The sequence below is a fragment of the Paenibacillus sp. FSL K6-1122 genome (assembly GCF_037977015.1).
GTDB classification, from domain to species: Bacteria; Bacillota; Bacilli; order Paenibacillales; family Paenibacillaceae; genus Paenibacillus; species Paenibacillus amylolyticus.
The window spans coordinates 589,346-614,749 of the sequence record NZ_CP150272.1 but is presented as its reverse complement, the minus strand read 5'-3'; the positions used below and the strand labels follow the sequence as shown (position 1 = coordinate 614,749).

Annotated in this window: 22 protein-coding genes; 4 read left to right on the top strand and 18 right to left on the bottom strand. The window is 48.3% G+C overall.

Translation table 11 applies throughout. The features are described from left to right. Nucleotides 1–676 precede the first annotated feature (676 nt). Nucleotides 677–2,995 carry a ribonucleoside-diphosphate reductase subunit alpha gene (locus NSQ20_RS02830; RefSeq protein WP_036607378.1) on the top strand — a complete coding sequence of 773 codons (2,319 nt, stop codon included), beginning with the start codon at nt 677–679 and terminating at the stop codon, nt 2,993–2,995. A 209-nt stretch (nt 2,996–3,204) separates the two neighbouring features. Further along, on the top strand, nt 3,205–4,236 hold the full coding sequence (locus tag NSQ20_RS02825) for a ribonucleotide-diphosphate reductase subunit beta (protein ID WP_036607380.1): 1,032 nt from the start codon (nt 3,205–3,207) through the stop codon (nt 4,234–4,236). 112 nt (nt 4,237–4,348) lie between these two features. Here NSQ20_RS02825 and NSQ20_RS02820 read toward each other — a convergent pair whose 3' ends face one another. Together NSQ20_RS02820 and NSQ20_RS02815 are read right to left on the bottom strand one after the other, a co-directional pair. After that, nucleotides 4,349–4,753 (bottom strand): DUF6516 family protein, encoded by a 405-nt coding sequence (locus NSQ20_RS02820; RefSeq protein ID WP_340031777.1) that lies wholly within the window; start codon nt 4,751–4,753, stop codon nt 4,349–4,351. Beyond that, entirely contained in the window at nt 4,728–5,435 is a 708-nt protein-coding gene (locus NSQ20_RS02815; RefSeq protein ID WP_100526959.1) for a helix-turn-helix domain-containing protein, read from the bottom strand. The genes NSQ20_RS02820 and NSQ20_RS02815 overlap by 26 nt, the downstream gene beginning before the upstream one ends. Before the next feature lie 212 nt (nt 5,436–5,647). On the opposite strand from NSQ20_RS02815, the gene NSQ20_RS02810 reads away from it, so the two are divergent. Both NSQ20_RS02810 and NSQ20_RS02805 read left to right on the top strand, forming a co-directional pair. Next, the gene (locus NSQ20_RS02810) at nt 5,648–6,622 is read left to right on the top strand and encodes an SMI1/KNR4 family protein (RefSeq protein ID WP_340031776.1); all 975 of its coding nucleotides are present in this window, start codon (nt 5,648–5,650) and stop codon (nt 6,620–6,622) included. A 21-nt stretch (nt 6,623–6,643) separates the two neighbouring features. Then, entirely contained in the window at nt 6,644–7,678 is a 1,035-nt protein-coding gene (locus NSQ20_RS02805) for an aminoglycoside phosphotransferase family protein (protein WP_340031775.1), read from the top strand. A 128-nt stretch (nt 7,679–7,806) separates the two neighbouring features. On the opposite strand, the gene NSQ20_RS02800 is transcribed toward NSQ20_RS02805, so the two are convergent. The 16 genes from NSQ20_RS02800 to NSQ20_RS02725 all read right to left on the bottom strand — a co-directional run bounded on the left by NSQ20_RS02800 (nt 7,807) and on the right by NSQ20_RS02725 (nt 25,326). After that, nucleotides 7,807–9,618: a S9 family peptidase gene (locus NSQ20_RS02800; RefSeq protein ID WP_340031774.1), complete on the bottom strand. Its 1,812-nt coding sequence runs from the start codon at nt 9,616–9,618 to the stop codon at nt 7,807–7,809. 107 nt (nt 9,619–9,725) lie between these two features. Continuing rightward, entirely contained in the window at nt 9,726–10,532 is an 807-nt protein-coding gene (locus tag NSQ20_RS02795) for a 4'-phosphopantetheinyl transferase superfamily protein (RefSeq protein WP_036672121.1), read from the bottom strand. A 34-nt stretch (nt 10,533–10,566) separates the two neighbouring features. Further along, entirely contained in the window at nt 10,567–11,790 is a 1,224-nt protein-coding gene (locus NSQ20_RS02790; RefSeq protein ID WP_340031773.1) for a pitrilysin family protein, read from the bottom strand. Further along, nucleotides 11,783–13,090, bottom strand: a complete 1,308-nt coding sequence (locus NSQ20_RS02785; RefSeq protein WP_340031772.1) for an insulinase family protein — start codon at nt 13,088–13,090, stop codon at nt 11,783–11,785. The genes NSQ20_RS02790 and NSQ20_RS02785 overlap by 8 nt, the downstream gene beginning before the upstream one ends. A gap of 25 nt (nt 13,091–13,115) precedes the next feature. Continuing rightward, nucleotides 13,116–14,093, bottom strand: a complete 978-nt coding sequence (locus NSQ20_RS02780; RefSeq protein WP_211084218.1) for a hypothetical protein — start codon at nt 14,091–14,093, stop codon at nt 13,116–13,118. 2 nt (nt 14,094–14,095) lie between these two features. Next, on the bottom strand, nt 14,096–15,277 hold the full coding sequence (locus NSQ20_RS02775; RefSeq protein WP_340031771.1) for an arginase family protein: 1,182 nt from the start codon (nt 15,275–15,277) through the stop codon (nt 14,096–14,098). Nucleotides 15,278–15,304: 27 nt separating this feature from the next. Then, the gene (locus NSQ20_RS02770; RefSeq protein ID WP_036672133.1) at nt 15,305–16,693 is read right to left on the bottom strand and encodes an MATE family efflux transporter; all 1,389 of its coding nucleotides are present in this window, start codon (nt 16,691–16,693) and stop codon (nt 15,305–15,307) included. Between the two features lie 18 nt (nt 16,694–16,711). Further along, a complete protein-coding gene (locus NSQ20_RS02765) occupies nt 16,712–17,680 on the bottom strand; it encodes a hypothetical protein (protein WP_340031770.1) in 969 nt (322 codons plus the stop codon). Continuing rightward, on the bottom strand, nt 17,673–18,830 hold the full coding sequence (locus tag NSQ20_RS02760) for an acyl-CoA dehydrogenase family protein (protein ID WP_340031769.1): 1,158 nt from the start codon (nt 18,828–18,830) through the stop codon (nt 17,673–17,675). Before NSQ20_RS02760 ends, NSQ20_RS02765 begins: the two co-directional genes overlap by 8 nt. Beyond that, entirely contained in the window at nt 18,830–19,552 is a 723-nt protein-coding gene (locus tag NSQ20_RS02755) for a hypothetical protein (RefSeq protein ID WP_340031768.1), read from the bottom strand. The genes NSQ20_RS02760 and NSQ20_RS02755 overlap by 1 nt, the downstream gene beginning before the upstream one ends. Before the next feature lie 15 nt (nt 19,553–19,567). Continuing rightward, on the bottom strand, nt 19,568–20,524 hold the full coding sequence (locus NSQ20_RS02750) for a 3-oxoacyl-[acyl-carrier-protein] synthase III C-terminal domain-containing protein (protein WP_340031766.1): 957 nt from the start codon (nt 20,522–20,524) through the stop codon (nt 19,568–19,570). A gap of 20 nt (nt 20,525–20,544) precedes the next feature. Further along, nucleotides 20,545–21,423 (bottom strand): hypothetical protein, encoded by an 879-nt coding sequence (locus tag NSQ20_RS02745; RefSeq protein ID WP_340031765.1) that lies wholly within the window; start codon nt 21,421–21,423, stop codon nt 20,545–20,547. After that, entirely contained in the window at nt 21,423–21,683 is a 261-nt protein-coding gene (locus NSQ20_RS02740) for an acyl carrier protein (protein WP_036672144.1), read from the bottom strand. The genes NSQ20_RS02745 and NSQ20_RS02740 overlap by 1 nt, the downstream gene beginning before the upstream one ends. 18 nt (nt 21,684–21,701) lie before the next feature. Then, complete coding sequence (gene lysA, locus NSQ20_RS02735) at nt 21,702–22,988, bottom strand: diaminopimelate decarboxylase (RefSeq protein ID WP_340031764.1); 1,287 nt, start codon at nt 22,986–22,988, stop codon at nt 21,702–21,704. Then, nucleotides 22,989–24,377, bottom strand: coding sequence for an ATP-grasp domain-containing protein (locus NSQ20_RS02730; protein WP_340031763.1), 1,389 nt, complete (start codon nt 24,375–24,377; stop codon nt 22,989–22,991). It lies immediately after the preceding gene. Further along, on the bottom strand, nt 24,316–25,326 hold the full coding sequence (locus NSQ20_RS02725) for a 3-oxoacyl-[acyl-carrier-protein] synthase III C-terminal domain-containing protein (RefSeq protein ID WP_340031762.1): 1,011 nt from the start codon (nt 25,324–25,326) through the stop codon (nt 24,316–24,318). The genes NSQ20_RS02730 and NSQ20_RS02725 overlap by 62 nt, the downstream gene beginning before the upstream one ends. Nucleotides 25,327–25,404 lie beyond the last annotated feature (78 nt).

Genomic DNA, 25,404 nt, shown 5'->3' with positions numbered 1-25,404 from the left:
CAAACTGACGTGAAGACGTCATTCAAATTGGTCAAAAAATTTTTTTGATAAATCTTCAAATCTTCCAGTCCTTTTCCTTTGCGGATTCCTGGCTTAAATGGTATACTCGGAATTACGTTTTACTGTATCGGCCCACTTTACAAACACAATATGTTGGGTTACAGTATGTTGACAGCTACAAAATGTAGTAACACTAGATTTCTCCGCTTCTATTAGTCACCTTCTGCATTCTCGCGAAAAACAGGATGAAATCACCTCCAAAGGCACGTCCCTGTAGGTGTAAATCGCTTTCTCGAAACAGAGTTGACATGGAGGTTAACGGGGCTGTTTGGACTGCATCCGGTATCCTCAAACTACAGGCACATCTGCAATAGACCAAAGCTTACATAAGCACCCTTTTCTGTCGATATCCAGAACTTCTAAGACAGTAAGGAAGCCAGAGCATCCATGGGCATTTTCAGCCGCGAGGCGGGAGAATGCTTTTTATATGAGCATGTTCTGAATTGTGCTGTTTTGTGCTCCTCAAGTTGAGCGATTTAAGACATGAACTTGTCACCGCCGTTTCAGTCTGCCAAAAGCAACCTTTACCTTTTTCTCACCGTAAGACAACACTCAATTCTTTATATAAAGAATTTCTCCAATTTATATCTTTAACATGCGAAAGCGAGGAATATTCATGCCACAAGTTGTGACCAAGCCGAACAACCGCCAGCTTGCCTTTGATGATATGCGCATCTCGGTATATGCCGACCGTACTCTAGAAGGACTGGAAATGCTGGACAAGGAACGTCTGGTACGTGGGGTAAACAGCAAGCTCCGCCGTGATGAAGTTACCGGAGACGAAATCAGCAACGCTTTTATCATGAGCGCACTGGAACTGGTAACTAAAGAGGAGCCTAATTGGAAATTTGCAGCGGCGCGCTCCCTGCTCACTTCCCTTTACAAAAAAGCGGCTACCAACCGCAGATACAAGTCTTACCCGGACGAGCCTTATGGCGCATTTCACCCTCTTCTTGTAGATCTCGTGAAGAAAGGTATCTACCGCGAAGAATTACTGGAATGTTACACCAAAGAACAGATCGACGAACTTGCTGAGTGCATTGACTACCGCAACGATCTGCTCTTCGATTATATCGGCTTGCTCACACTGGCAGAACGTTACCTCGCTCACGATTTTGACGGAAAAGTAATGGAATTGCCGCAAGAGCGTTACATGGTTATCGCCATGTTCCTAATGCACCAAGAGCCTGCCGAGAGACGTATGGATCTCGTCAAGGAAGCATACTGGGCCATGAGCAACATGTACATGACTGCAGCTACTCCTACGATGTCCAATGCAGGTAAAAAAGTAGCCGGTCAACTCTCCAGCTGCTTCATTGATACGGTGGACGACTCACTCGAAGGTATCTTCGATTCCAACACGGATGTAGCTCGTCTGAGCAAAATGGGGGGCGGCATCGGCGTTTACCTCGGCAAAGTCAGAGCTCGTGGTTCGGATATCCGTGGTCACCAAAATACAAGTTCCGGTGTAATCCCTTGGATTCGCCAACTAAACAATACAGCGGTCAGCGTAGACCAGCTCGGTACGCGTAAAGGTGCCATTGCCGTGTACCTGGACGTTTTCCACAAAGACATTCTGGCTTTCCTCGATCTGAAGCTGAACAACGGTGACGAGCGTATGCGTGCGCATGACGTATTCCACGGCATCTGTCTGCCTGACTTGTTCATGGAGCGGGTATCCACCCGTGGCGAATGGAGCCTGTTCTGTCCGCACGAAACGAAGAAAGTGATGGGCTGGAAGGACGAGAATGGTCGTGCACTCGGACTGGAAGATTTCTATGATGAGTCCTTTGGCGAAGGTGCGTTCCGTGATAAATACGAAGAAGCGGTGAATCACCCACTGCTGTCCCGGATTACAGTACAGGCGATTGACATCATGAAGCGTGTACTGAAATCCCAACTGGAGACAGGTACGCCATACATGTTCTACCGCGATACGGTTAACCGCTCCAATCCTAACCGTGCACACGGTATGGTATACTCCTCCAACCTGTGTACCGAAATTATGCAGAACCAGTCTGCCACTGTAATTGAAAAGGAAGAACTCGTAACCAAGGATGGACAAACTCGCATCGTGATTTCCAAAGTGCCTGGCGACTTTGTTGTCTGCAACCTGAACTCCATCCATCTGGCACGTGCTATACCTCATAATGTATTGGAGCGTCTTGTTCCAATTCAGGTGCGCATGCTGGACAACGTTATCGACATTAACAACATTGAAGTGTTGCAAGCCCAATATACCAACAGCCAATATCGCGCAGTCGGTCTGGGAACGTTTGGACTTCACCACCTGCTTGCTCTCGAAGGCATTCATTGGGAGTCTGAAGAAGCTGTAACGTATAACGATAATCTGTATGAAAAAATTAACTACCTGCTCGTGAAATCCAGTATGGAGCTGTCCAAAGAAAAAGGACATTATCCGAAATTCAAAGGTTCCGATTGGGAAAGTGGTCATTACTTCGACCAACGCGAGTACACATCAGGTGAGCGCGTAGGCGAGTTCGTGACAACCGAACAGTGGAAAGAACTGCAAGCCGAAGTACGACAAAACGGTGTACGTAATGCCTGGTTGTTCGCCATTGCACCTAACGGTTCCACGTCCATTATTGCCGGTTCAACGGCTAGTATTGATCCGCTCTATGAGCTGTTATCTTATGAAGAGAAAACAACTTACAAAATTGCCAATCCGGCTCCGGATCTGTCCGAAAAAACAAGCCCTTATTACCAAACGGCGTTCCAGGTGGACCAACATGCTTCCATTAATATGGCGGCTGCCCGTCAGCGCCACGTCGATCAGGGACAAAGTTTCAACTTCTACGTTCGACCAGATATTAAAGCAACAGAATTCCTGGAATTGCATCTGCACGCCTGGAGAGCCGGCATGAAATCAACTTATTATGTTCGTAGCCGGGCATTAACAATTGAAGAATCTTGATTTTTGCGCAAGTTACGCTTTATCCATGATAGAAAAGATTTACTAGATTCGAGGTGACCACCAGGGCATCCTGTTTTGATTGCAAAATGGCGTTGCCCTGGTTCTTTTTCGCCTAAAAAATGATCACAGCATCGCAAGATGTTGATATAGATGATTTCCCAAAGTTCTGTCGGCAGAACATTATGAAATTTCAAGGAGTGAACGGAACAATGCAAGTACAGAAAATTTTCAACACCGAAGCCCCTAACCAATCAACCCGTATTATTGAAGGTGAATGCTCCGGTATCCTGAACTGGAACGACATTCGCATGCCTCATATGTACAAATTGTACAAAGTACTGCTGCTTAACCACTGGATCGCAGACGAGATTCCAATGTCCAAAGATGCTTCCCAGTTTGCTCAACTGGACGAGGAAGAGCAACGTACGTTTAAAATCAACATCTCCCTGCTCGCGGTACTTGATTCCATGCAGACGATGTTTGTTGGTGACGTAAAACGTTACTTTACCGATTCTTCACTCGAAGCGATCTCGGCCATTATCGGACAACAGGAAGTCGTTCATAACCAATCGTACTCCTACGTCCTGTCTTCGATCGTATCTGATCGGGAGCAAAAGGAAATTTTTGAATACTGGAAACATGATCCAGTCCTGCTTGACCGTAACCGTTTCATCGCAGACATTTACCAAACATTCCGGGACGAGCCGTCTCCACAGACGTTCTTCCAGGCCATGGTAGCCGATCTGGTACTCGAAGGTATCTTCTTCTATAGTACGTTTGCCTTCTTCTACAACCTGGCCCGTGACCAGAAAATGATGGCAACCAGCCAGATGATCTCGTATATCCAGCGGGATGAAAACCAACACTGTTACTTCTTCGCTGAAGTGTACAAACAGTTGCTGGTGGACTTCCCTGAACTGAACACACCTGAGAACATGGACTACGTATACACAACAATCCATCGTGCCGTTGAGCTTGAAACCAACTGGGCACACTACACACTCAGCAACGTACGTGGTATTGACCTGAACGAGTTGGAAGATTACATCAAGTACATCGCCAACAAACGTCTGCGTCTGATGGGTATGGAAAAAGCATATGAAGGTGTGGATGTAAACTGCATGCCTTGGATTAAGCCATTCTCCGATGAAGCACTGAATGCAACCAAAACAGACTTCTTCGAAGCTAAATCCCGTAACTACGGTAAAGTTGGCGACGATAATGGATTTGACGATTTGTAATAAAGAATAGATTATAAATAAAAACAACACTCCCTGAATGGTGGCTATCATGCCTAAGTTCAGGAAGTGTTGTTTAATTCGTATGTACAAACATCATATCAGCGTTGAACTATTATAATTTAATAGAGATATTTCTTAATCTAATAAATTCAAGAATCGTATATAATTCTTGAAATTTTTCATTATTCAATCTTCTTTCATTTGCCGTATGAATATGAAACGGGTCATACATCGTGATATTAGCAGGTGTTTCATCAGGATGATAAAGAGCATGGAATTTCATAATCAACTCTTTTTGATCATCATACCAATCATACCAATATAACTCGATGAATCCCCCGTTTCGATCTATCTCCTCTACACAGTACATCTTCGATAAATCATTAAAGACAATTGTTTTACGAATAGTTCTAGCACTGCTTGGAAGACCCTGGGCACCATCTCGAATATCCATAATAATATCTGAAAAATCATTCTCAATAAAACGAAAATTACTTTTCGGTATCTTTAAAGCCAAGACGCTGCCTCCCCAAATGGTGTTTCCAAACTTGTGCATCGGTTTCTTCTTCAGGTGTTAAGTTCAATTTAGTTCCGAGTGTCCGTTCGAATTCCCCTTTGTATTTATCTTCATATAAGGCAATTTGCCCTGTGTGGTAATCCAGGTCACTGACTCCTATTGTAGATTGGTGTTCTGCCTCTTCCTTTTTCCACATAGTCACAATCTCTTTAATCGTCGTTCTCTTACCTGATCCATACACATATGTAGTATTGTCTGGGATGAGATTATGTTTGTTGGACCCGGCTCTTTGAATTCCCATAAAACGGCCTTGATCAATCCAGTTAAAAATCGTCGTAATACTTACTCCAAAAAATACAGATAATTCTTTAGGAGTATAAGAACGTACAGCTTCAATAGAAGGAATACCACTGTCTGTAATTCCTGTCGGTACATCTACTGCTTGACTTAACGCATGTTTGAGAAGCGTAACATACTTTTCTCTAAAAATATCAGCATCTTCAAAGATAGATTCATCCAGGTTACGGACAAATTCAGCATTATTTTTGACTGCAAATGCCAGCACTTTGAACAGTAAAATGCTATTATCCGAATTACTTAAGCTCTGAACTAACTCAGAAGCAATCTCATCCGTGTTCTGACTAAATATATTCTTCTCAACTCTTGTGATTCCCATATCCATCTCACCTCACACTCCTAGTATAGGATAGTAAAGTTTAACTTTCAACATCATACTTAAACAAAGTTAAACACAACTTAAACTTTATAGATTAAACTTAAAGTATACTTAAACAGTATGCTACGAAGAGCTTGATTTATACATTCTCCAACCAACACATACTTATTATATAATGAAAGAGATTCATACCCCTCCTACGGAAGTGAGGCCTATTCATGGAAAGAGAACTGCTGGATCAAATCAACTTGTGGCATGAGCAGGACCAATTCAGTCTCATTATTGAACATATTGAACGAATCCCCGTCTCAGAGCGGGATTATGATCTGATTGGTCAACTCGCCAGAGCCTATAACAATGACGCACGTTACCGCGAAGCCATTCAACATTTGTTGTCTGTCCAGGAGCGTGGAGTAAACGACCCGCTCTGGCAATACCGTTTGGGTTATGCATACTGTCATATAGCGAGTTATGAACAGGCATTACTGGCTTTTGAGAGAGCTGATGAACTTCTGCCCCATGATGAATCTACCCTTGAATTCCTTCGCGAGATTCGTCCCGAAGCGGACAAGATGCGTCAAGATCGCCAGCGTCATGAAGAGGAACTTGCCGCATTCGAGCAGAGCGGTATACAGAACCATCTAAGAGCCGCTTCAGGGACTTATGATCCCGCAACGTTCTGGGTACAGAGTGATTATGCGCAGGACAATCATGTATCAGAACCTTTTGATGAAGAAGAGATTGTGTCTATTGAGAAGGAATTGGGTTACAAGCTGCCCGCTTCCTATATTCAACTGATGAATACGCAAAACGGCGGTATCCCTGCGCTCACTGTATTTCCCACCAAAGAAGCGACTTCCTGGGCTGAGGATCACATTGCCATTTCAAGCATTATGGGAATTGGGCACGATAAAATATACGCACTCGCTGGTGAGCTGGGAAGTCGGTTCATGATCGAGGATTGGGGATATCCCGACCTGGGGATTGTGATCTGTGATTGTCCATCCGCTGGTCATGATGTTGTTATGCTGGATTATCGCTTCTGTGGCCCTGAAGGTGAACCCTGTGTAGTTCATGTCGATCAGGAAAATGATTATGAGATTACATATCTTGCGCCCAATTTTGAAGCTTTCATCCGTGGATTGGTCGATGAGGATACGTATGACCTGTCTGACGAAGAGAATGATGACTAACACCCAGGAGGGTCTGGCCATATGACAACCCGTATATATTTTGGTTCCAATCAACTTGACGAAGTGGCCGCAGTTTCATTGCAGGATGCGCTGAATGAGCTTGACCTGGGAACTCTTGAAGATTATCGACGAACGGATAAAGGTGTTATGGGTCAGACACTGCTCATTCGCTCTTCTCGTGGAGAGTATATTCTCAAAGGCAATCCTTTATATGCAGGACAGTTACAGGAAGAAAAGTTCTTTGTAGAACAACTGGCAAAACATACGTCCATTCCTGTCCCTGATCCATATTTATTACATGAAGATACCCATCTGCTAGGCTGGAGTTATGCCATAATGCCACGCCTGCCCGGGAATCACCTGTATGATCCAGCATTCCAAGCTTCGCTGTCACAGCAAGATCAGGAAGAGATTGCCTGTATGTTTGCCCATACTTTGGCTGAACTGCACCGCTGGAAGGTGCCTGATGCCGGGGAATATGATCCTGTAGCACAGCAGATTGTTTCCTTTGCAGGCGATTATCTGGACTGGTTGTACGGAACCATTCGTCACTGGTTACATGATGCTGAACAGTACTCAGTGATTACGGATGAAGATGTTCAATGGGTGGACGAGCAATTCAAGAATGCTGAACCGGCATTTCGGTCCAGAGCTGTTCCGTGTTTTGTTATGGGAGATTTCAAGGTCGAGAATATTCTGATACAAAATCTGGACGGCCGTTCTTCAGGGTGGCAGATTAGTGGTTTGTTCGATTTTACAACGGCCTATTTCGGAGACGGAACAGCCGACCTCACCAAAATATCCACCAGGTATGTTCGTGAGGGTCAACCAGAACTGGCCGCACAGTTCCTTCGTTGCTACCGGGATCTGGTCTGTGCAGCAGATGAGGAGAAATGCCAACACTTCCGCACACGTCTCCGCATGCATCTGCTCTATCAACGTATCTTGTGGTGGGGGGAAGCCAACGCCACAGGACAAGTGACTTGGGCAGCCGACCTGCCTTTTGCACAGTGGGCGCAGCAGTCCATTAATTCGATTGTCGCATTGTTAGATTAGTAGAATGTATCGTTCCATATATGTCGCCCAACATGCGGGCGCACGTATAAAACCGCCAGAGATCATCCTTGATCTTTGGCGGTTTTCCTCATCTCACTATATTTAAGTCAACGATGAAATCTCTCAACTTAAGCTTGTGCAACGGGTGACTCCTGATGTTTCTGCAAAAACTCCAGCATCCGGCGGTACACAAGAATCTCGTTTGTTTTCCTGGAGAAGCCATGACCTTCATCATCCAAAACGATGTATTCCACATCAAGTCCCTTCGACTGGAGCGCGGCCACGATCTGATCGGATTCGGCCTTCACGACCCTTGGATCATTAGCACCCTGAATGACCAACATTGGGTTCACCATCTGATCGAGATACGTAATCGGTGAATCCTTCGTTAAACGTTCGCGGTCACGGACCGGATCACCCAGCCAGTTATCCATCATCGGTTTCCAGTCTTCCGGTACGGATTCCAGGAATGTGAACAAGTTACTTGGCCCAAAAATATCGACCGCTGCCCGAAACAGTTCCGGATGGCGACCTGCCAATAACAGGGTCATATATCCCCCATAACTTCCACCTACCACAAACAACCGCTCTGGCGAGGTAATTCCCTGATCAAACAACCAGTTGATGCCGGCAACACAGTCCAGTCTTGGGCCTTCTCCCCAATCCCGCTCAACCAATTTGACGAATTCCGCACCATACCCGGTACTGCCCCGGAAGTTAGGTGCAAAGATATGATAGCCCTGAGCGAGCATCATCTGGAACATCGGCCGAAAAAACTTTGCTTCGGAAGATTGCGGCCCACCATGAGGCCAAAATACGGTGTAACCATTGGCCTGCTCTGGTTTTGCTTTGAACAAGAGAGCTTCAATCTCCAGTCCGTCGTAGGAGTTATACTGAATAACGTCAGGGTACACGAGATCACTTGGGTCCAGTCCGGTTACCCGATTGGCAGTCAGCGGCTCCCAGGAATCAGCACCTGCTATTTTGCGATAAATGTTATGCGGTTGGATCGCTCCACGTCCGAGGATATACACATTGCCAGCCTTTGTAACGTTCACCTGCTCTATCGTATCCAGCGGCATCTCTATGCGCCGAGGCTCATCGGCATTTTTGCCCAATACGTACATACGATTCTCTGGCCCTGTAAGTGTCCAGAAATATAAGGTCTCGGAAGCCTGATGCCAGCGGACGAACTCCACATCTTCCCCTTCGATTCTGCACAATAAGCGGAATTCGCGGGTATCGATACGGTATTCAGCCACATAGGCGTATGCGGAGTCATCATTGGTAATGAACAGAAGACGATTATCATCTGCAAAAATCAGATCAGATACCTGACTATAACGTTCTGAAGCTGGCAGAATCACCATTTCTTCATTGTTACGATACAGATGCGCCGTCTGATACGTATTGGAGTACATTTTTAAAATAACATAACTCTTCTCGTCAGGACTTACAGCAACCAGGCTGCTCGTAACCTCTTCTCCACTGTATAACAGTTCATCTTCCCCTGTCTCCAGATCGATGCGGCGTGAATTCAGATAATTCGGATTACCCGCGCTGGTAACATAATAGAGACGCTGTCCATCCTCGGACAACTCAGCGAAATAACAGCGATCATTTGGTTCCGCCGGAACCACAGGCAGTGGAACACCACCCTCGGGTGGGAGTGCATATAGATGATAGTTCTCATCTCCATCCCGATCAAACGCGGTAAGAAGATGACGCCCCTGCGGGTCTGCTTTGATAAATTGACTGCTCTGATTCAAGTACGTTAAAGGATACGGGTATCCTCCTGGCAAATCCATCGCCCAAATATTCGGCTGACCGTTCAGATTGCTGTCCATGAACAAACGTTTCTCGTCTGCCGATACGGCAAAATGCGAAATACGGTACGTCTGAAAATATTGCTCGACATCCGGTTTAGGGAACTGAATCATGACAAACCTCCTTGGAATTGAACCAATGAATTTAACATTGGTAAATTAAGGTACCATTTGTCCATATTATAGGTAATGCCAATGTTTAGACAATAGATATGTAAGATTTAATTACCAATTCCCTCGTAGCTTTGTATATGATTATCCACATTCATCCAGCGTATCAGTGGTATCTCCCTCCCTGTCACGCATAATGATGCGGAGTAGCTTTTGCCCATTTTCAAAGACTGCAGCACATACTTCTGTCCGGCCCATTCCAGCAATTGCTCATGATTTCGTATCGCTTGTATCGTATTTAAATTTCTCCACTGTCCACATAAAGATTGACCTGAAGCCTTGATCCAGGCCTCCTTGCCTGTGAGGACTTTCCACAGCAGGGAAGAAGAATCCTCACCGGAACATATGGCTTCCAGCACATGATCCCGCTCTTCTTCCGTCAGGAAACGTTGGATGATGGCTTTCTCTCGCAGTAGTGGACGTACCCATTCCACATCCACGCCAAGCTCGTTGTTAGTGGATGTAACCGCCAGTACACATAGCCCATTCGTATGCGAAAGGCTGAATTGCGGACCTCCCACGAGATAAGGCTTTCCGGAAGTGCCGTATTCAAATCGAATATCCCTTACCTGAAGCTGCATGTACTGTGCCAGTACTCTTCGCAAGAAAACCCTTGAAATCATCCAGCAATGAGCCTTTAGACGTGAGGTTTTGCTGATTCTGACCATACGTTCATGTTCTTCTGAAGTCATTGCATCGGAGTCCATGGCAGCCGCTGTCTGCAGTTGATCCTCCCTTATGGGCAAAGTCTGTGTCCAAATGTGGACCTCTGGTTCTCCTGAAAACGGCATGGACGTATCATTCCCTTGTGCCCTCATTGCCAGAAGGCTGCTGATTGTTCCGGTTCTGGAATCCATAAGGCCCTCCTCCCTATGCGGGGTTACATACATGCTAACGTATAACAACCATCCGCAGACGAGTAGACGTTGCAATAGTTCTAAGACCACTCCTAACCTCTTCTTCTGTCAATTCAAGTGCATACGTGCCAAGCTGTATATAATCCAGTCCGATCACCTCATATTCGGAGACGTGCATGCATCGCTGTTTTAACGAATCCATGTCTGCATAATACTTGCTTAACCACTTCATCCGTGCATAGTTGAAGTTAGATAGGGACAGCGTTCCGTTCTGAATATGCTCACACATCTCTTCAACCCGGTTATATAAAGAAACGGGATCAGCTGAATACCCACAAGCGTTCGAAAAGGCAAATTCCTTACGATAATAGTGGTCCCATTCTGCACCTTTATGAAGCAGACCCAACTCCATACATTCCGCATGGAAATCCGAAGTTTCACCCAGTAAAGCTTCAATGCCGATCATGCAAGCGACTTGCTCTTTTAAATGCATCCCATCTTCGGCACGGAACCCATACCTTACAAGTGGCAAGGACAATCCGCATTCAATCTCTCGATATTGCTTATTGGAGTCCTCGCCCAAATAGTCGAGTGTAACTTCTGGCAGGTAGGCACCATTCAGTGGTTCCATCGCAGGGAATTTTTCCAGCATATCCGTAATGAACTCCGTTTCAACCGGACCGGCAACCGCTATCGCCATGCTCCCTGTGGCATAGTGAGTGTTGTAGGCATGCTTCAGCTCATCCGTTGTCATTTGGTACAGACTATCCGGTGTACCTGCAACATCCATCGTGATGGGGTGATTGCTGCCATACATCATCTGAGTCAACTGCTGCAAAGCTCGCCAGGAGGGCTGGTCTGCATACATGGACAGCTCCTGATGAATGGCGGACCGTTCCTGTTCCACATGCATCGGGGTGAAATATGGAGCAGCTAGCATGCCGGTGAACACCTCCAGACTTCGTTTCAAATCGCCTGTGCAGGCCATTTGATAAGTCGTTACATCGTAACGCGTCAATGCAGATGTCGAAGCTCCCAGAGTATGAAATAACGGCTTGACGGGCCGTTGATCCGGATTGTAGAACATCATATGCTCAAGGAAATGTGCTCTGCCAGGTAGGGCTCCATCATGGATTGAGCCATAGGACACGGACCACGAAACAAAAGTATGATGGAACTGGGGTTCGGGGAAAATGTGGACCGACAGACCATTGGATAAACGCCTGCGGACAGGTGCGCTATTCACAATACTATTCATGAGTCACCTCCTGCACTGGTGCGGAATATTCACTCTCAGGATACAAAATCCAGGTGACAGCCTTTTTCATGCCAGAGGCTACCTCAGCCACTTGTTCCGCAGTAACGCAGGATATGGCTTCCAGGAATTGCGGAGTTGTCATCTGGACCCGGTTGAGCAATCGATCGATATGAAGGTTGACCACCTGCTCAGGCAGATCGTATCCCACTTGCACATAATGCATCACATTCTGAATAGCTCTATTCAGCTCCACTTCCTGAATGTCTCCCCTGCATATCCTCAGCCATTCAGCGTCTATCGCTTCAAGGACCTCTGTCACATATCCACTGTTTGTTCCCGTTGTCACATGAAGCATTCCCCGATAATCATCCAGCGTGCTGTAGATCTGATACACCCATTGCTTTCGTTCACGAAGCTCAGATTGAAGCCTGGAAGCTGGCGTTGCGCCAAACAGGGAATGAAAAAGAAACAGGGCAGGATAATCCGACGATCCATACGTCACTTCGGTGGTAAAGGCCGCATTAATCTTGCATTGCTGAACATCCATCAGTTCAAGCATCATCTCGCCTTCCTCCCGGTGCTCAGCAGGTTGATCTTGCTCGATCACAGATGGAGTTGCTCCCCCATCAGTCGTGAAAATCGAAGGCAAAAAGGTCTCCATGACCTGAGCTATCATCACATCCGATTGGAAATCACCAATCACATGAATATGTATTGGGCTACAAAGCACTTCCCGGTACCATTCCTGCAATTTACCATTACGCACACAATGTTGCAGTTGCTCCAAGTCGGCATCCCTGCTTCGTTCCGCATACCCAAGCCACTCCAGACTGCGCCCCTGTACCACCTTGTCCCAATTGGAAACATCATAGCCAGCATGATGTTCTGCCCAAGCAAGTTCCTCCTGGATCTGCACTTCATCAAAATCAAATCCGCCCTTAAGGCTCGGTTCGAACATCATGTCTGCGAGCAGCTTCAACGCATCCAGCGTCCGCATTTCCGTCCCCGGCAGCAACCCTGCAGGGATACGCAACCGGATGGATGCGAGTTGAGTCTCCCCCTTCTGCTCCAATTCGCATCTTAGCTCATCGGCATACATGGACCATAGTTGCTGCTGTAGCTTTCTTTTGCCGAGTGAATCCTGCCTGAAAAGCAGCCGCACAATGACTGCAAATACCGCTGAGGGAATCCTTCCCTGTTTGTTAACGATACCAAGGTGGAGATAACAGTTGGCGTATTGGCTTGTTGGCATCACATGGACCGATAGACGATTGTACTGCTCCGTAATGAAAGACTGCATCCTTGCCTCCCCCCTTATCTGACGGTTAACCCAAATTGTAGATCATGCCACTCGCGGTGTTCAGTCCAAGCTGACCGAATCCCTCCAGCGGCTTGGAGAACCAGTCCACCTGACTCTCAGCTTCCGCTGAATGAAGATTAGTCTCATCCTCTTTCCAGTGAATCACTTGCTGATGGTGACGGTCCCAGAATCTCCATAATGCAGGCTGCTTCAGCAGTTGATTGCGAAACGGCTCATATACACGTCCTGCTGATTCTTGAATATCCCCTTCTAAAATGAAAGGCGGCAAGAAAACAATTTTGGAACGAAAATCTTCAGTCAATGTCATGAAATAGGGGCATACAGGCTTGCGTGTCTTGGCTAAAATACGAAAAATACCGCTCCTCGTCCGGATGCGTGAACTCAGGAAAGGAAGCTCCACTGCGCGATTATCCGCGTTGAACCCAGTCTGACCATCTACGAAAAGGTTGAATGAACCTCCCTTCCGCAAATGAGAATATAATCGTATGCCAATCATCTCATCCTCGGCATTCAACAGATCAGCACCTGCAAACTGCCGTAGGGTATTCCAGGACGATAGCTTCTGTTCCTGCTCTACGGTACCTTGTTCAGCCACCAGATAGAAGGGTAAGCCGGACTTCATGTGGCCTGCGCGAATCTCCTGTCCGATGGTAATCATGTTATGCCGGACGAATCCATAATGCCAGGTCAACAAGGCCCCACCTTCCTGCAGCGTCGCTTGCAGATGTTCAAGCCCCTCGACTTCATCCCAATCCATAAAGGAGTAAGGGTTTTTTTTGTGTTCATCAACCGTCCGCAAAAAAGCCAGATAATCCATCCAGATCAACTCCGGTGACGTTTCCAATTGAAGAGGCGAAAGTTCCTTAACAATATTCATTAGCGCATAGAAGAATCCCAGTCGAATTCCGTCTGTCTTTTCCCGATACAGCTCCTCCCTGACCTGTTCCCGATGTAACGTATATAATGTACGAAAATCCTTCATCCTTACACCTCCTGTATACCCTGATTCATGAATACTCCCGCTCCCGACAGCATTCCTTCCCTGGCTGCGCTAGTTCTAGAAGACGATTCAAACCGCCGACGATTCCGGTCGATACCATCCATCATATAGACCAACATTCGAAGCGCCAGCTCATATTGTCCAGGAATGTGCCGATCCGATTGCACACCCTGTCCTTCAACCATATCCATCCCTTCATAAGATAACGGGACCTCCAGCGCTGCAATAACGCAGTCTCGAATATTCTGCCATGTCGGTCCTGCAGCAATCGGAAAATCAACAAAGGGGAAGCTACCCGGATCAAGGGAATCTAGATCAAACGTTAGATAAGCCGAGTCAACGTCGTACTTCTGCCTTACCTCGTTCAGAACATGGCTCACCCTCTCGGGTGTCATATGCTCTGCCGATATTTGAATCAAGCCAGGATGGCTGTACATCTGATCTGCTGAGCGAAGACCACGCAGGCCGATCTGCACAACAGCAGCAACCATATCCTGCTCTAGCAAATGTCTCACAAAATTGGAGTGACTGGGTTGCTCCTGATGGATGGCATCGATACCGCAATCATGATGGGCATCGAACTGGACCAGCACTCTTCGACTGCCCGGGGCCTTTGCCATCATCTGAAGCACTGCATGCGTAATGGAATGGTCTCCGCCAATACAGCACAATAGTGCCTGTTGATCCAGCGCATGATCCAGTGCGGCCGCAAGCCCCTTTTGATAAGGAACAGCTGTATCCGCCTCCGCTTCATTCATAAGACAAGTACCCCAATCCTGCATGGCTACGCTCTCAAGCAATCGTCTCCCACTTCCAATATCGTACAAGCTCGAATTCCCGGACTCTTGTAACGATGGATAGATGACCTTTTTCCACGATTCTACACGTAACGCATGCGCAAGTCCGGCAACGGAGGAGTTTAACATGCTTGTCCCACCAGAATGAGGGATACCCAAGATCCCCAGTTGAGGAGCCCGATGACCGATGAGAGGCTCATACAAAAAAAAAGGCGCTTCCGCAGGTTCCACCCCCGGCAAATCCGGGGGGCGTTGTGGCTCCAGCTCTTTCGCAGGTTCCAGCTCATAAAACTGACTGAACGTTTCATCCGCAGCGATCCACGTATCTGCAATGCGACGTACCAGATAAGCAGGTTCTGATGTTGTCATGCAAAAACCTCCTGTACGTAGTTAGAGTCAAGTCTGTGTGGAATAGCTCTTATTCGGCAACGTCGCTTCACCATCTGTACTGATGTCCTTATCCGCAGACGATTCCACATATTCCCGCTTCAGCATTCGCATGAAAGGCAGCAAGAACGACGACATGCCGACCACATTCATGCCAGCAATCACCGCATAGAAGTAAGTAACCTCATTGAAGGCCCGAGTCAGTCCCCAGCCAAGTGCGATAATAATCAGAAAATACACCGCATTCAGGAGTATGGCCTGGTATCCGCGCCCGCTCTGTTCCATCGTCAGCAACGTTGTCATCATGGGACCCATGCCAATATAGGAAAGAGCCACGATGGACAGATACCTTGCCGCTTCGGCTCGGGTTGCTGCGTCTTCGATTAGGAATGCGATAAGCGGATCTCGCCAGATCCAGACGGCAACGGCAATGATCACGTACAGAACAAAGGATTGCAACAGACCTTGGCGATAACTTGCATAGGCCCTTGGCCGGTGTGGTGACTGCAAATTATGATTGATGATAATGCCGATGGCCGATCCAATCACGATACCCGGCAGAATCGCCATCGTCTGAATTCGATAACCAACGCCAAATCCAGCAACCGCCCCTTCGCCAAAGTGACTGACAATTTTATTAAAAAAAAATGTACTCAGAAAAATCATGCAGTACGAGATGAACACAGGAATACCGACATGCCTGAGGGCCATCAGATGTTTTTGGGCAAAAGCAAAGCGTTCAAAGATCATTTCCCGACGAATGAACAGAATCAGCAGGGAGATGGCCAAGGACAAGACGGAAGTGATCAGGTTGGCATAGATGATGCCCTTCAGATCCAACCCGAAGACCGACACAAATGTATACACAAGAGCAATGTTTAGCATCGCCATCCCAACCGCGTTCCACGAAGCTGCCTGTGCCCGGCCCAGTCCTCGTAACGCCGCACTGGTCACCGCCGCCAGGACAGCCGGGATGCTCACTGCCATCATGCCCCCTACGTACAGCGTAAACATGGGCCCAATGTCGGCAGGCACACGGTAAAACCATGAGAGCACAGGGGTCAGTAACATCACAATGCCCCCGGTCAGAATGGCAAGCAGCATTGCACTGCCCATCATGTGCACGAACAGCTGGGTAAATGCACGTGAGCCCCCGGCACGACTGCGCGCCACCGCGACCTGAACAGACAGCTGCATCGCTTCGATGATGGCAATCATGACGAATGAGACAGGAATATACAATGAGAGCACATATAATACACTTTGACTCGTATGACCCAAGAAGAATACATTGGCCAGTTGTGTAATCACGTTAACCAGAGAAGCGAGCAGCATCGGAACGGCCGTACGGAATAACAAACGATGGATCGAGCCGGCCGTATAATCGATCCCCTGCATGGGGTTCACCTCCACAATTCATGAAGTTCTGATTTCTTGATTCATTGTAAGCCTGCTGAGGATCGGCAGACGTATCACATGCACGCAACAAGCCGATATCATCCGATCGTCATCCCACGAGACCAGCATGACTCGATCATCCGGCCTGATGATCCCCCGCTCTAGCTTATCTGCCAGCTGTATCCATACATCACCGCTCTGATAATCGGTTCGTGGTACGCAGATGGTCTTGGAAGAGGAAATATGCAGAACAGAACTGCCATTGAGACGTAATCCCAGTCTCGACTGAAGAATGACATGTTCGGCTGCATGGCTGTCCATCCATTCGTGGATCATGCCGAGTGCCTCGGATGCAAAAGCCGTGGCTTTATCCGATCTAATGATCCGTTTTCCCGCATAGTGTATCTGCAACGCTCCTTGACCAAGGCCTACCTCAAGCGCCACCGCCATGTCGCCCAAATCACCCTTAGGTTCAGATGGTTGACCATATCCAATCTGTCCATCGTCATGGAGAATTCGCTGCTCCACCAGAACAATCGCAGTCCGTTCGTTAGGAAGCATGCTCCAAAGAGCAACCTGAATGGCCTCGGTGCCTGCGAGCGCACCCATATGGGTAATACCAAGTGGATGATTAACTCGCCACGGAGCCGTTTCAAGCATTCGGGCAAGTGGAGCATTCAATGCATGTCGTTCGGGACAAGTCTGGGCAAGGATCAACCAATTCCAATGCGGCTTTGTGGACAACTGCTCCAGCACCATAAGCGCAAGATCACCCGCTGTCACCCGTCTCCCGTCTGCCATAAGGGAGCGAGTCAGCGTTCCCACGCGACCATAATAGTGATCCTCCATGTATATGTGCGGCGATACGTAAACATAATCATCCGGTGTTGGCCAATCCAGCGTGTACAGATGATCCTCCGCAGTAAGCCAGCAAATATGATCCACATAGATTGGTGCGCCAATATCACCATGAAGTGAATCAGACATGCTGCATCTTCCCGTTGGCATACGCCTGAAAAACGCTAATCTTCTGAATGGACGTTGTGCCTTCCATGAACTCAAAGGCCCTTGCATCGCGATACCATTTGTTCAACAGAGGATGCTCCAGCATGGAACCTGGCCCCATCATCTCCAGTGCCCATTCCGTCGCTTCCTCGGCAACTGATGCAGCCCGTATTTTACTGAGGGAAGCCAGATAACCCTTATTCGCATCATGGTCAATCTCTGCTGCTGCATTCCGAATCATGCTGCGCAGCGCGTGCAGACGCATCTCCAATCGCTCCAATTCTGTCTTTTCACGTTCTGTGAAGATCGTTCTGTGCTCCACAACATAATCATAAGCAGCCTGTGCAACACCAAGCGCCAATGCCGCCACACTAGGGCGCATCCGGTGGAATGTACGCAGTGCTCCCCACAGTCCACGCTTGGTTGGGCTTAAATGACGACCCAGAATATCTTTCTCTTCCAGTGGGAAAGCCTCGAATTGCAGATGGCTGAGTTGCAGACCGCGAAGCCCCATCGTGTCCAGCGGCGTTGCTGTGAAACCCGGCAGAGAAGGATCAACTATAGCCACCTGAATGCCCAGAGGCGTACGATTGGTCTGAGCGAATACCAGTCCAATACTCGCCCGGTGTCCGTTCCCAATGTAGAATTTATGTCCGGTTAGCTCCATTCCCCCATCCGGATGTCGCGTAATCCGCGTGCTGATCTCGGTTGCATCTGAACCCTTCTCCGGCTCTGACAAGGCAAAAACAGCCCAGGCCGGACCTTTCAGAAAGTGGCTATAAAATCGCTCCTTCTGTTCCTCATCGCCCAAGTCAATCATGACGATGCTGGACATGGAAGGACCAGGTCCTCCCAGAAAAACGCCCGCATCTCCTGCGGACAACTGCTCGATCGTAATGACTCTTTCCAGCGAAGAGAGTCCATAATATCGATCCTGACCTATGGTTACAATCGGCTGACCGCCATACTCCGGGGGAATCATCATATGATTGATGGCCTGCAGGGCAGACGTGTGCAAAAACTCGGTGAGCCGGTCTGGCTCCCTGTCGATGATCAGGCCGATCTGACGAAGCTCCGCAGCATACTGCTTCATCACTTGCTCGAAAATCGCAATCGTTGATGGAGTAATCATCAATATTCCTCCTTAGCTAACAACAGCATGTTTTTCACCAGTTGGCCTGCATATGTATATGCCGATACGCCATGCCTCAAAAAACCGAAACCGCCGCCAAGACGTTGAATCTGTCTGAAAGCTTCGTCCAATTCCTGATGTATCCACGCATGGACCCGGACCGATGGAAGACCTTGATTTTCCGAGAGGAAGCGGTCTTCAGGCAACGTTTCCGCCATGTAGAGCGTTGTCAGGATGTCAGCGACCATGCCTTTCACGAGCTGGTGCTGAAACGTGGATTGCCCGCCCGATATTCGCACCGACAAATGCTTGCGAACCTGCTCCAATCCAGCCTTGCACAGCTCTACGCGGAACTCAAGCAGGCGTGTTCTCAGCTCATTCGAGGTCACTTTCTCGCCTGATATCTCAGCCTTCTCACCCTCATTCGGCTGTACCCGGTATAACAGTAGTCCGGAGGGCTCCAGCATCCGATCCTGTACATGAACGGCATGTAGTTGGTTCCAACGATACAGCCCAGCTGATTCTTCATGCCAAAGTAAAGCATCTTGTTCAATGAGATGAGCGGTCGCGAGCACGTATGGACCTGTTGCCAAAAGCACTGGACGATTGTTCACCAGCAAGGTTTTTGCCTCCAACATTTCCGATATCGGAGCAATGGGGTTGCCTGCTGCCTTTGATCCGACGGGCTTAGCATCTGGGCCCTGGAATTCAATAACGTGCATTGTCATTCCTCCTGTTCATTCTTCTTCGCATCCTCCATGCTCCACCAGTGCAAAACCAAAAAAACTGCCGAGCCCGATACTGACCATGATGGAGCGCCCCTTCCTGCACACCCAGTTCTGCTCCAATCCCGAACTCAGGTTAATGAACGGGTCTGTGGAAAAGGTATGTCCGATTCGCTGAATGTTATCCAGATATATTCGTTCAAGTCCAACTCCCGTACGTCGCGAGAATTCCTTCCAGGTAGTCCAGTTCACATTATGGGGAAAAATATGATCCACATCTTCGAAACTCAGGCCTTGCGTTGACAGCAGCTCTTCCATCCCTTGAATGATATGGTCCACATACAATCGGTTAAATGCCGAGATCTCATCGGCGGTTGCATGATAACCAGTATGGAACCGGGTATCTCGCAGCACATGCGCCGCCTGAACGACATGCTGACAGCTCTCTCTGCTCAATAGAACAGCTACGGCAGAATCACCCAGAATGGCCGATTTGCGCAGATAGCGCCATTCGGGAGGCAAAAAATTGAATTGATCCGCACAGATCAACAACACATTCCGAATGTGAGGCTGCGTTTGCGAGATTCGCTCAAGCCATTGAAGAGCGGCTATCGACGATGCACAGTTCATTTGGGATATGCCATAGAACGGTACATGTTCCAGCCCGAAGCGCTGGAGGACACGCTGCACAAGCCTGTAATCGCTCGGTGTCTGCACCTGGAAGGAATGGACATAGAGAACAAGGTCGATTCCGGAAAGGGCAGGTCTGGTCTGGAGTCGTTCCACAGCCTGTGCGATCGTATCGTCAAGCATCTGGCCCGGTTCCGTTACAGGCACACCTTCCAGGCGGTGGTACTTGCGCAGAAACTGAAGCTCGCCTTTCCCAAGCTCCAGGGCAGCCAGCACCTCTTCCGGTTGCTGAATCTGTTCAGGCAAATAGACGCCAATATCCACAATACCGAACCCCAATGTTCTCCCTCCTTCTGCGATTAGTGTCCATTCATAATCCATTCACAAGTTCGGATCAGCAAGGCGTGAACAAACGAATCCGTCTGCTCCAGATGCATAAGACATATGTACTCGCCCCCGTCCTTCTCTTCCAGTAACTCCTGTAATGCGAAGAATGGCGCTGCACTCCAGCGCGATGGATCATAATTGCTCTTCGATCCACATTCGCTGTACCAGACAGCCTGATTGCACTGCTGCTCCAGATCAGGATGGATAAGCAGGTTAATCTGATTCCGGTGAATGGATGACTGGGCACATAATCGATCCAGTACCATCTCCGCAGTATCGGCTATGGAATTCTCGGCATGTCGCATCTCTACCCCAAGCAGGGAAGGTCCTACGCCTGTCATCCGATCAAGGTATATTGCTGCAGCCGTGTCCGGTCCAGGCGGTGAAACAAGTTCCATCGTTTCATAGGGGAGAGCCGTCTGGTCCATAACCAGAAGCATGCCTTTCATGTAACCTTCTCTACCCAGATAGTGCTGAAGCATGTGGAGCGCCGCAAAAGGAGCACCAAAACCAAGATCATTTACAGCAAAACTGATAAAGCGAGCCTGATAACGATCCATCAAATAATTCACAATTGATATATCTGGGCGGGTATTCGGAAAATTGTATGCCAGCAGTAGCACATCCACATCCTGCATAACCCGATCAAGTCCCGTTTCCTCCAGCAGTTCCACACTCATCTCGTGATAGGCATTGTTGTTACGCCCCTGCAAAAGCTGAACGTCGTACTTGATCGGAGTACCTGCAAGCATATCCTGATGAAATCGCAGCAGTTCCGGATGTTCGAACGGAGGCTTCTTCTCCGAGAACAACCTGACTCCCATCTCCCGTATGGCAACAGGCGAAGCCATCAGGCCGCAATGAGCTGCTTCTCAATATAAGCAGCCAGGGAGCCTACCGTATCAAATACATCGGGCTCCAGATCATCCGGGTCAATCTCCAGACCTTCAATCCGGTCTTCCAGCGTCATCAGCAGTTCCAGAACAGAGGTCGAATCCAGATAGAGTTCGTCAAATAAAGATGTGCTTAATTGAATATCCTCCCTGGCTTCCGTATTCAACACTTCAGCAAGGGCACCTTTGATCTCTTCAAGCAATACTGCAGTTGTCATGATCATCATCTCTCCTCATCAATTGGTTATTGCCGTATGGGATATTTGAATCAAGCGTTGCTTGGACAGTAGATCCTGCGGAGTATCTCGCTCACGGATCAAGTGAGCCTCCCCAGCGACAATCAGCACTTCCGCCGGACTTCCATGACTCAAAAAGTGTGTGGGAGAAGCCGTTGGTCCGTAGGCTCCCGAATGAAAAACACCGATTAGATCGCCCCGTTCAACAGGAGGAAGCAATACCCGTTTCCCAACAACATCATTCGGCGTACATAAGGGACCCGTAATATTGTATTCGGCTACAGGGGACTCACCATAACGCGTCAGGGAGGCAATCGGAAAATTACGCTTCACGTAAGAACCTGTGCCCACCGCTGCCATATGGCAGTTCGTTCCACCATCGGTTACGACGAAGTGCTCTCCATACGATTGCTTGACGTATAGGGCTCGACTGACCAACATACCGCAGGTGCCTACCAGATATCGCCCAAGCTCCATGAACAGCCGGGTGTTGGCATGACTATGCCGAAACGATTCGAACATTGGATTCAACTGTTCTGTCAGTGCGGCTATGGATAGGAACTGCTCACCTTCATGGTAGGGCACGCCCAATCCCCCGCCTACATCGACCATACGCAGCGTGATATCCAGCTCGTTCTCGATTCGATCAGCTAATTCCAGAATATGACGGGTATTCTGAACGATCGGCTCTACATCCAACATGCGGGTTCCCATGTACACGTGAAGTCCCATGATCTCCACATGGGAGAAGCTCTCGAACTGCTCTTTTCCCTGGAGCACACTTTGTTCATCCATACCAAACTGACGTGGTTTGCCACCCATGGTCAGCCTGGAGCCTTTGACAGAAAAAGATGGATTCACTCGCAGCGCCACTGGCACGATTCGCCCCTCACTTGCAGCGATGATCTCTATGCGCTCCAGCTCCTGAAACGATTCACACACGATCGCATATATGCCCAGACGTATGCATGCCGTAATCTCGTCATCGCTTTTTCCCGGTCCAAGGAAAATAATGCTTTCTGCTGCTACTCCAGCCTGTACAGCCGTATGCAATTCGGCCAGGGAACATACCTCTGCCTGTGCTCCCATCTCCCGGAGCATGTGTACGATCGAAATATTGGGATTGGCCTTCAATGAATAGAACAGCTCCACTTGAGGCGTAAGCAATCCTCTAAGCTCCTGATACACCTGCTGCAACACATCCCCGTCATATACATACAGCGGGGTCCCGAATCTCTCGGCGATGTCCGAAACAGGCAAATGCTGAATCTGATATTCCTTAGACACTCACATCACCTCGTTAATGGAAGATAGGACGGCTTCTATTGCTTCGTCGATCACTCCCAGCCGTTCAGGGGAGGACGCAATAATCACGCCATACAGACGTCCGGAGAACAAGGTCCCCTCACTTCTGAATGCCGCATTGACTGTGGCAAAATTATTAATCAATAATCCTTCGCCGCGTTCCGGTTCGAACATCAACGTACCCAACCGGGAACGAAGTACTCCGTATTCCAGCAGGTGATTGAGCCGGAGCGTATATTTTTTCGCCAATCCACATTGATCTTCGGGCAGCCATTGATGCTGAATGTTGGTCTGATAGGTAGACATATTAAACCTGGCATTAATCTCAAGATTGGGCCAGATTGTACCGTCCTCGTCCAGAATGGCGTCCATGCCGGCAATGCCGTAGTATCCATCTCGATACAGAGCTACTCCAATTCGCATGGCCGCTTCACGAATAACCTCAAGTTGAACATCGTTGAGCCGCGAAGGCATGAGATGCCCCTGATGCACGCCTTGCTCTACCAACGATTCCTTGACGCCAAGAAATTCAACTCCGCCGGAGCGATCGATGAGAATCTGGTAATTCAGGTCACAGATTTTATCAATCCATTGCTCAAGCACGTAGTTGATTTGCCGTATTCCCTTTTTGCTTGCCTGTTTCTCCAGCATACTCATGCATTTGTGAAACCTGGCTTCATCGGTGATGACGGTAATTCCCTTGCCTGATACACCCATGGAATCCTTCAGCACAAGGCGTCCACCCTGCTCTAGAACGGCCTTTAGCTGATCGAAACCAGACACCAGTTCATCCAAAGACGTGCACTCAACACCTGGAATCTGGCGAATGCCCAGCTCCGCGTTGAGACGGCGGGAATACCCCTTGTCATTCACCTTGCGGAAGATATCTGAAGATGGAACAGCCAGCTGAATGCCGGTCCGTCGGGAGAATTCCTCTTCCTGATCCGAGGTTCCAAAGGGAACCAGATAAACATTCGTTCCAGCAACCTTTGACAGCTCTCGCAGCTTGTCCATTGTCCTTGGACAATTCAGAAGATTCGCGGTAATGTTCAGTGCCGGATCATTGTGCTCCACCGTTATGCATCGGGAGCGACCAAACCCAAGCGCCTGTGCATCTGCCATGAATCCCTGATTCGGCGGCCCCTTGAGCAGGATAATATCGTTCTCTCCGGCGAGGAAAACACCCAGTTCCTCCATCCGATTAACGACATCCGCAGCCGAGCCTATGCTTAATGAGGGCAGCTTGAGAATGCCCGTTTCACTCCAGTACTCCTCTACCTCAAAATTGTTAAGATACACAAAAGAAACGTCATGCTGGCCCGTTAACGCCCACTTGAGCTTGCTCGAAAAATCCGTCAATACGGTGGTCAAGGCCATCCCCTCCTATTCCTGCATACTGCATCACTGCTACGCTGAATGTAACCCCAAGTCCGACTGTAACAAGCAGATAATACTCCTCTGGTTGCAACAACTTCTGCTCTAGAATGGCTTGCAGATTAATAAATGGGTCCGAACAAAAACAATGTCCGATCTCCTGTACGTTGGACGTATATATGCGTTCAAGGGGATAGGATAAACGGATAGCCACCTTCTTCCACGAGGATAGATTCACATTGTGTGGGACGATGTATCGAATATCCTGCAGCGTCAGACCCGCCTGCTCCACGGCTGCAACAATGGCTTCACATAACCGAGGCGTGTAGATTTCCTGAAACTCCCTTAGAATCTGCGGGGTTCCCGTTAGTACATTACAGAATTGGCCCAGGGTAACACTCGTGAGTCCGACGACACGACTTCCGTTGCCCTTGTTACCCACCAGCACGGCGGCTGATGCCTCTCCCATCACGGTGGTATTGGGGATCAATTGCACAACGGGACTAAAGGTTTTTTCACCTGTCAAAATTAAAATATGATCATCCGCTTCCAATGAAGGCAGCAATGTCTCGGCAACATTCAGGGCAATTAAGCCCGATGCACAGTTCTGCTGCGTAAGCGAAAACGCGATGGCATGCTGCAACCCGTAAGCCCGTTTCAGGACTTGCAAAACTTTCATAGGAAAGGGGAAATTTTCCTGAATTGTGTGGCAATAAATGATATACTTAATCGAGTTGGGAGCGATCTCCGGGTTATTTACCACCTGGGTTAATACGCGCCCAAGCAACGAAGCCAGATCTCCATCCCTGTCTTGCCGAACCTGTTTCAAACCATGAATTTTTTCCAGTACCTTCGTCTGGGCATTATTGAGTCCCAGCACCTCGTTCAGTTCCCTGATCGGCACAATGTGCTCCGGAATGTAAGACCATATTTGCTTGATATGCATCGGCTTCAGACACCTCGTTATCACTAACGTACGAATCTCACTGAAATATAGGGAGATAAAGAGCTTCCGCAGAAGCTC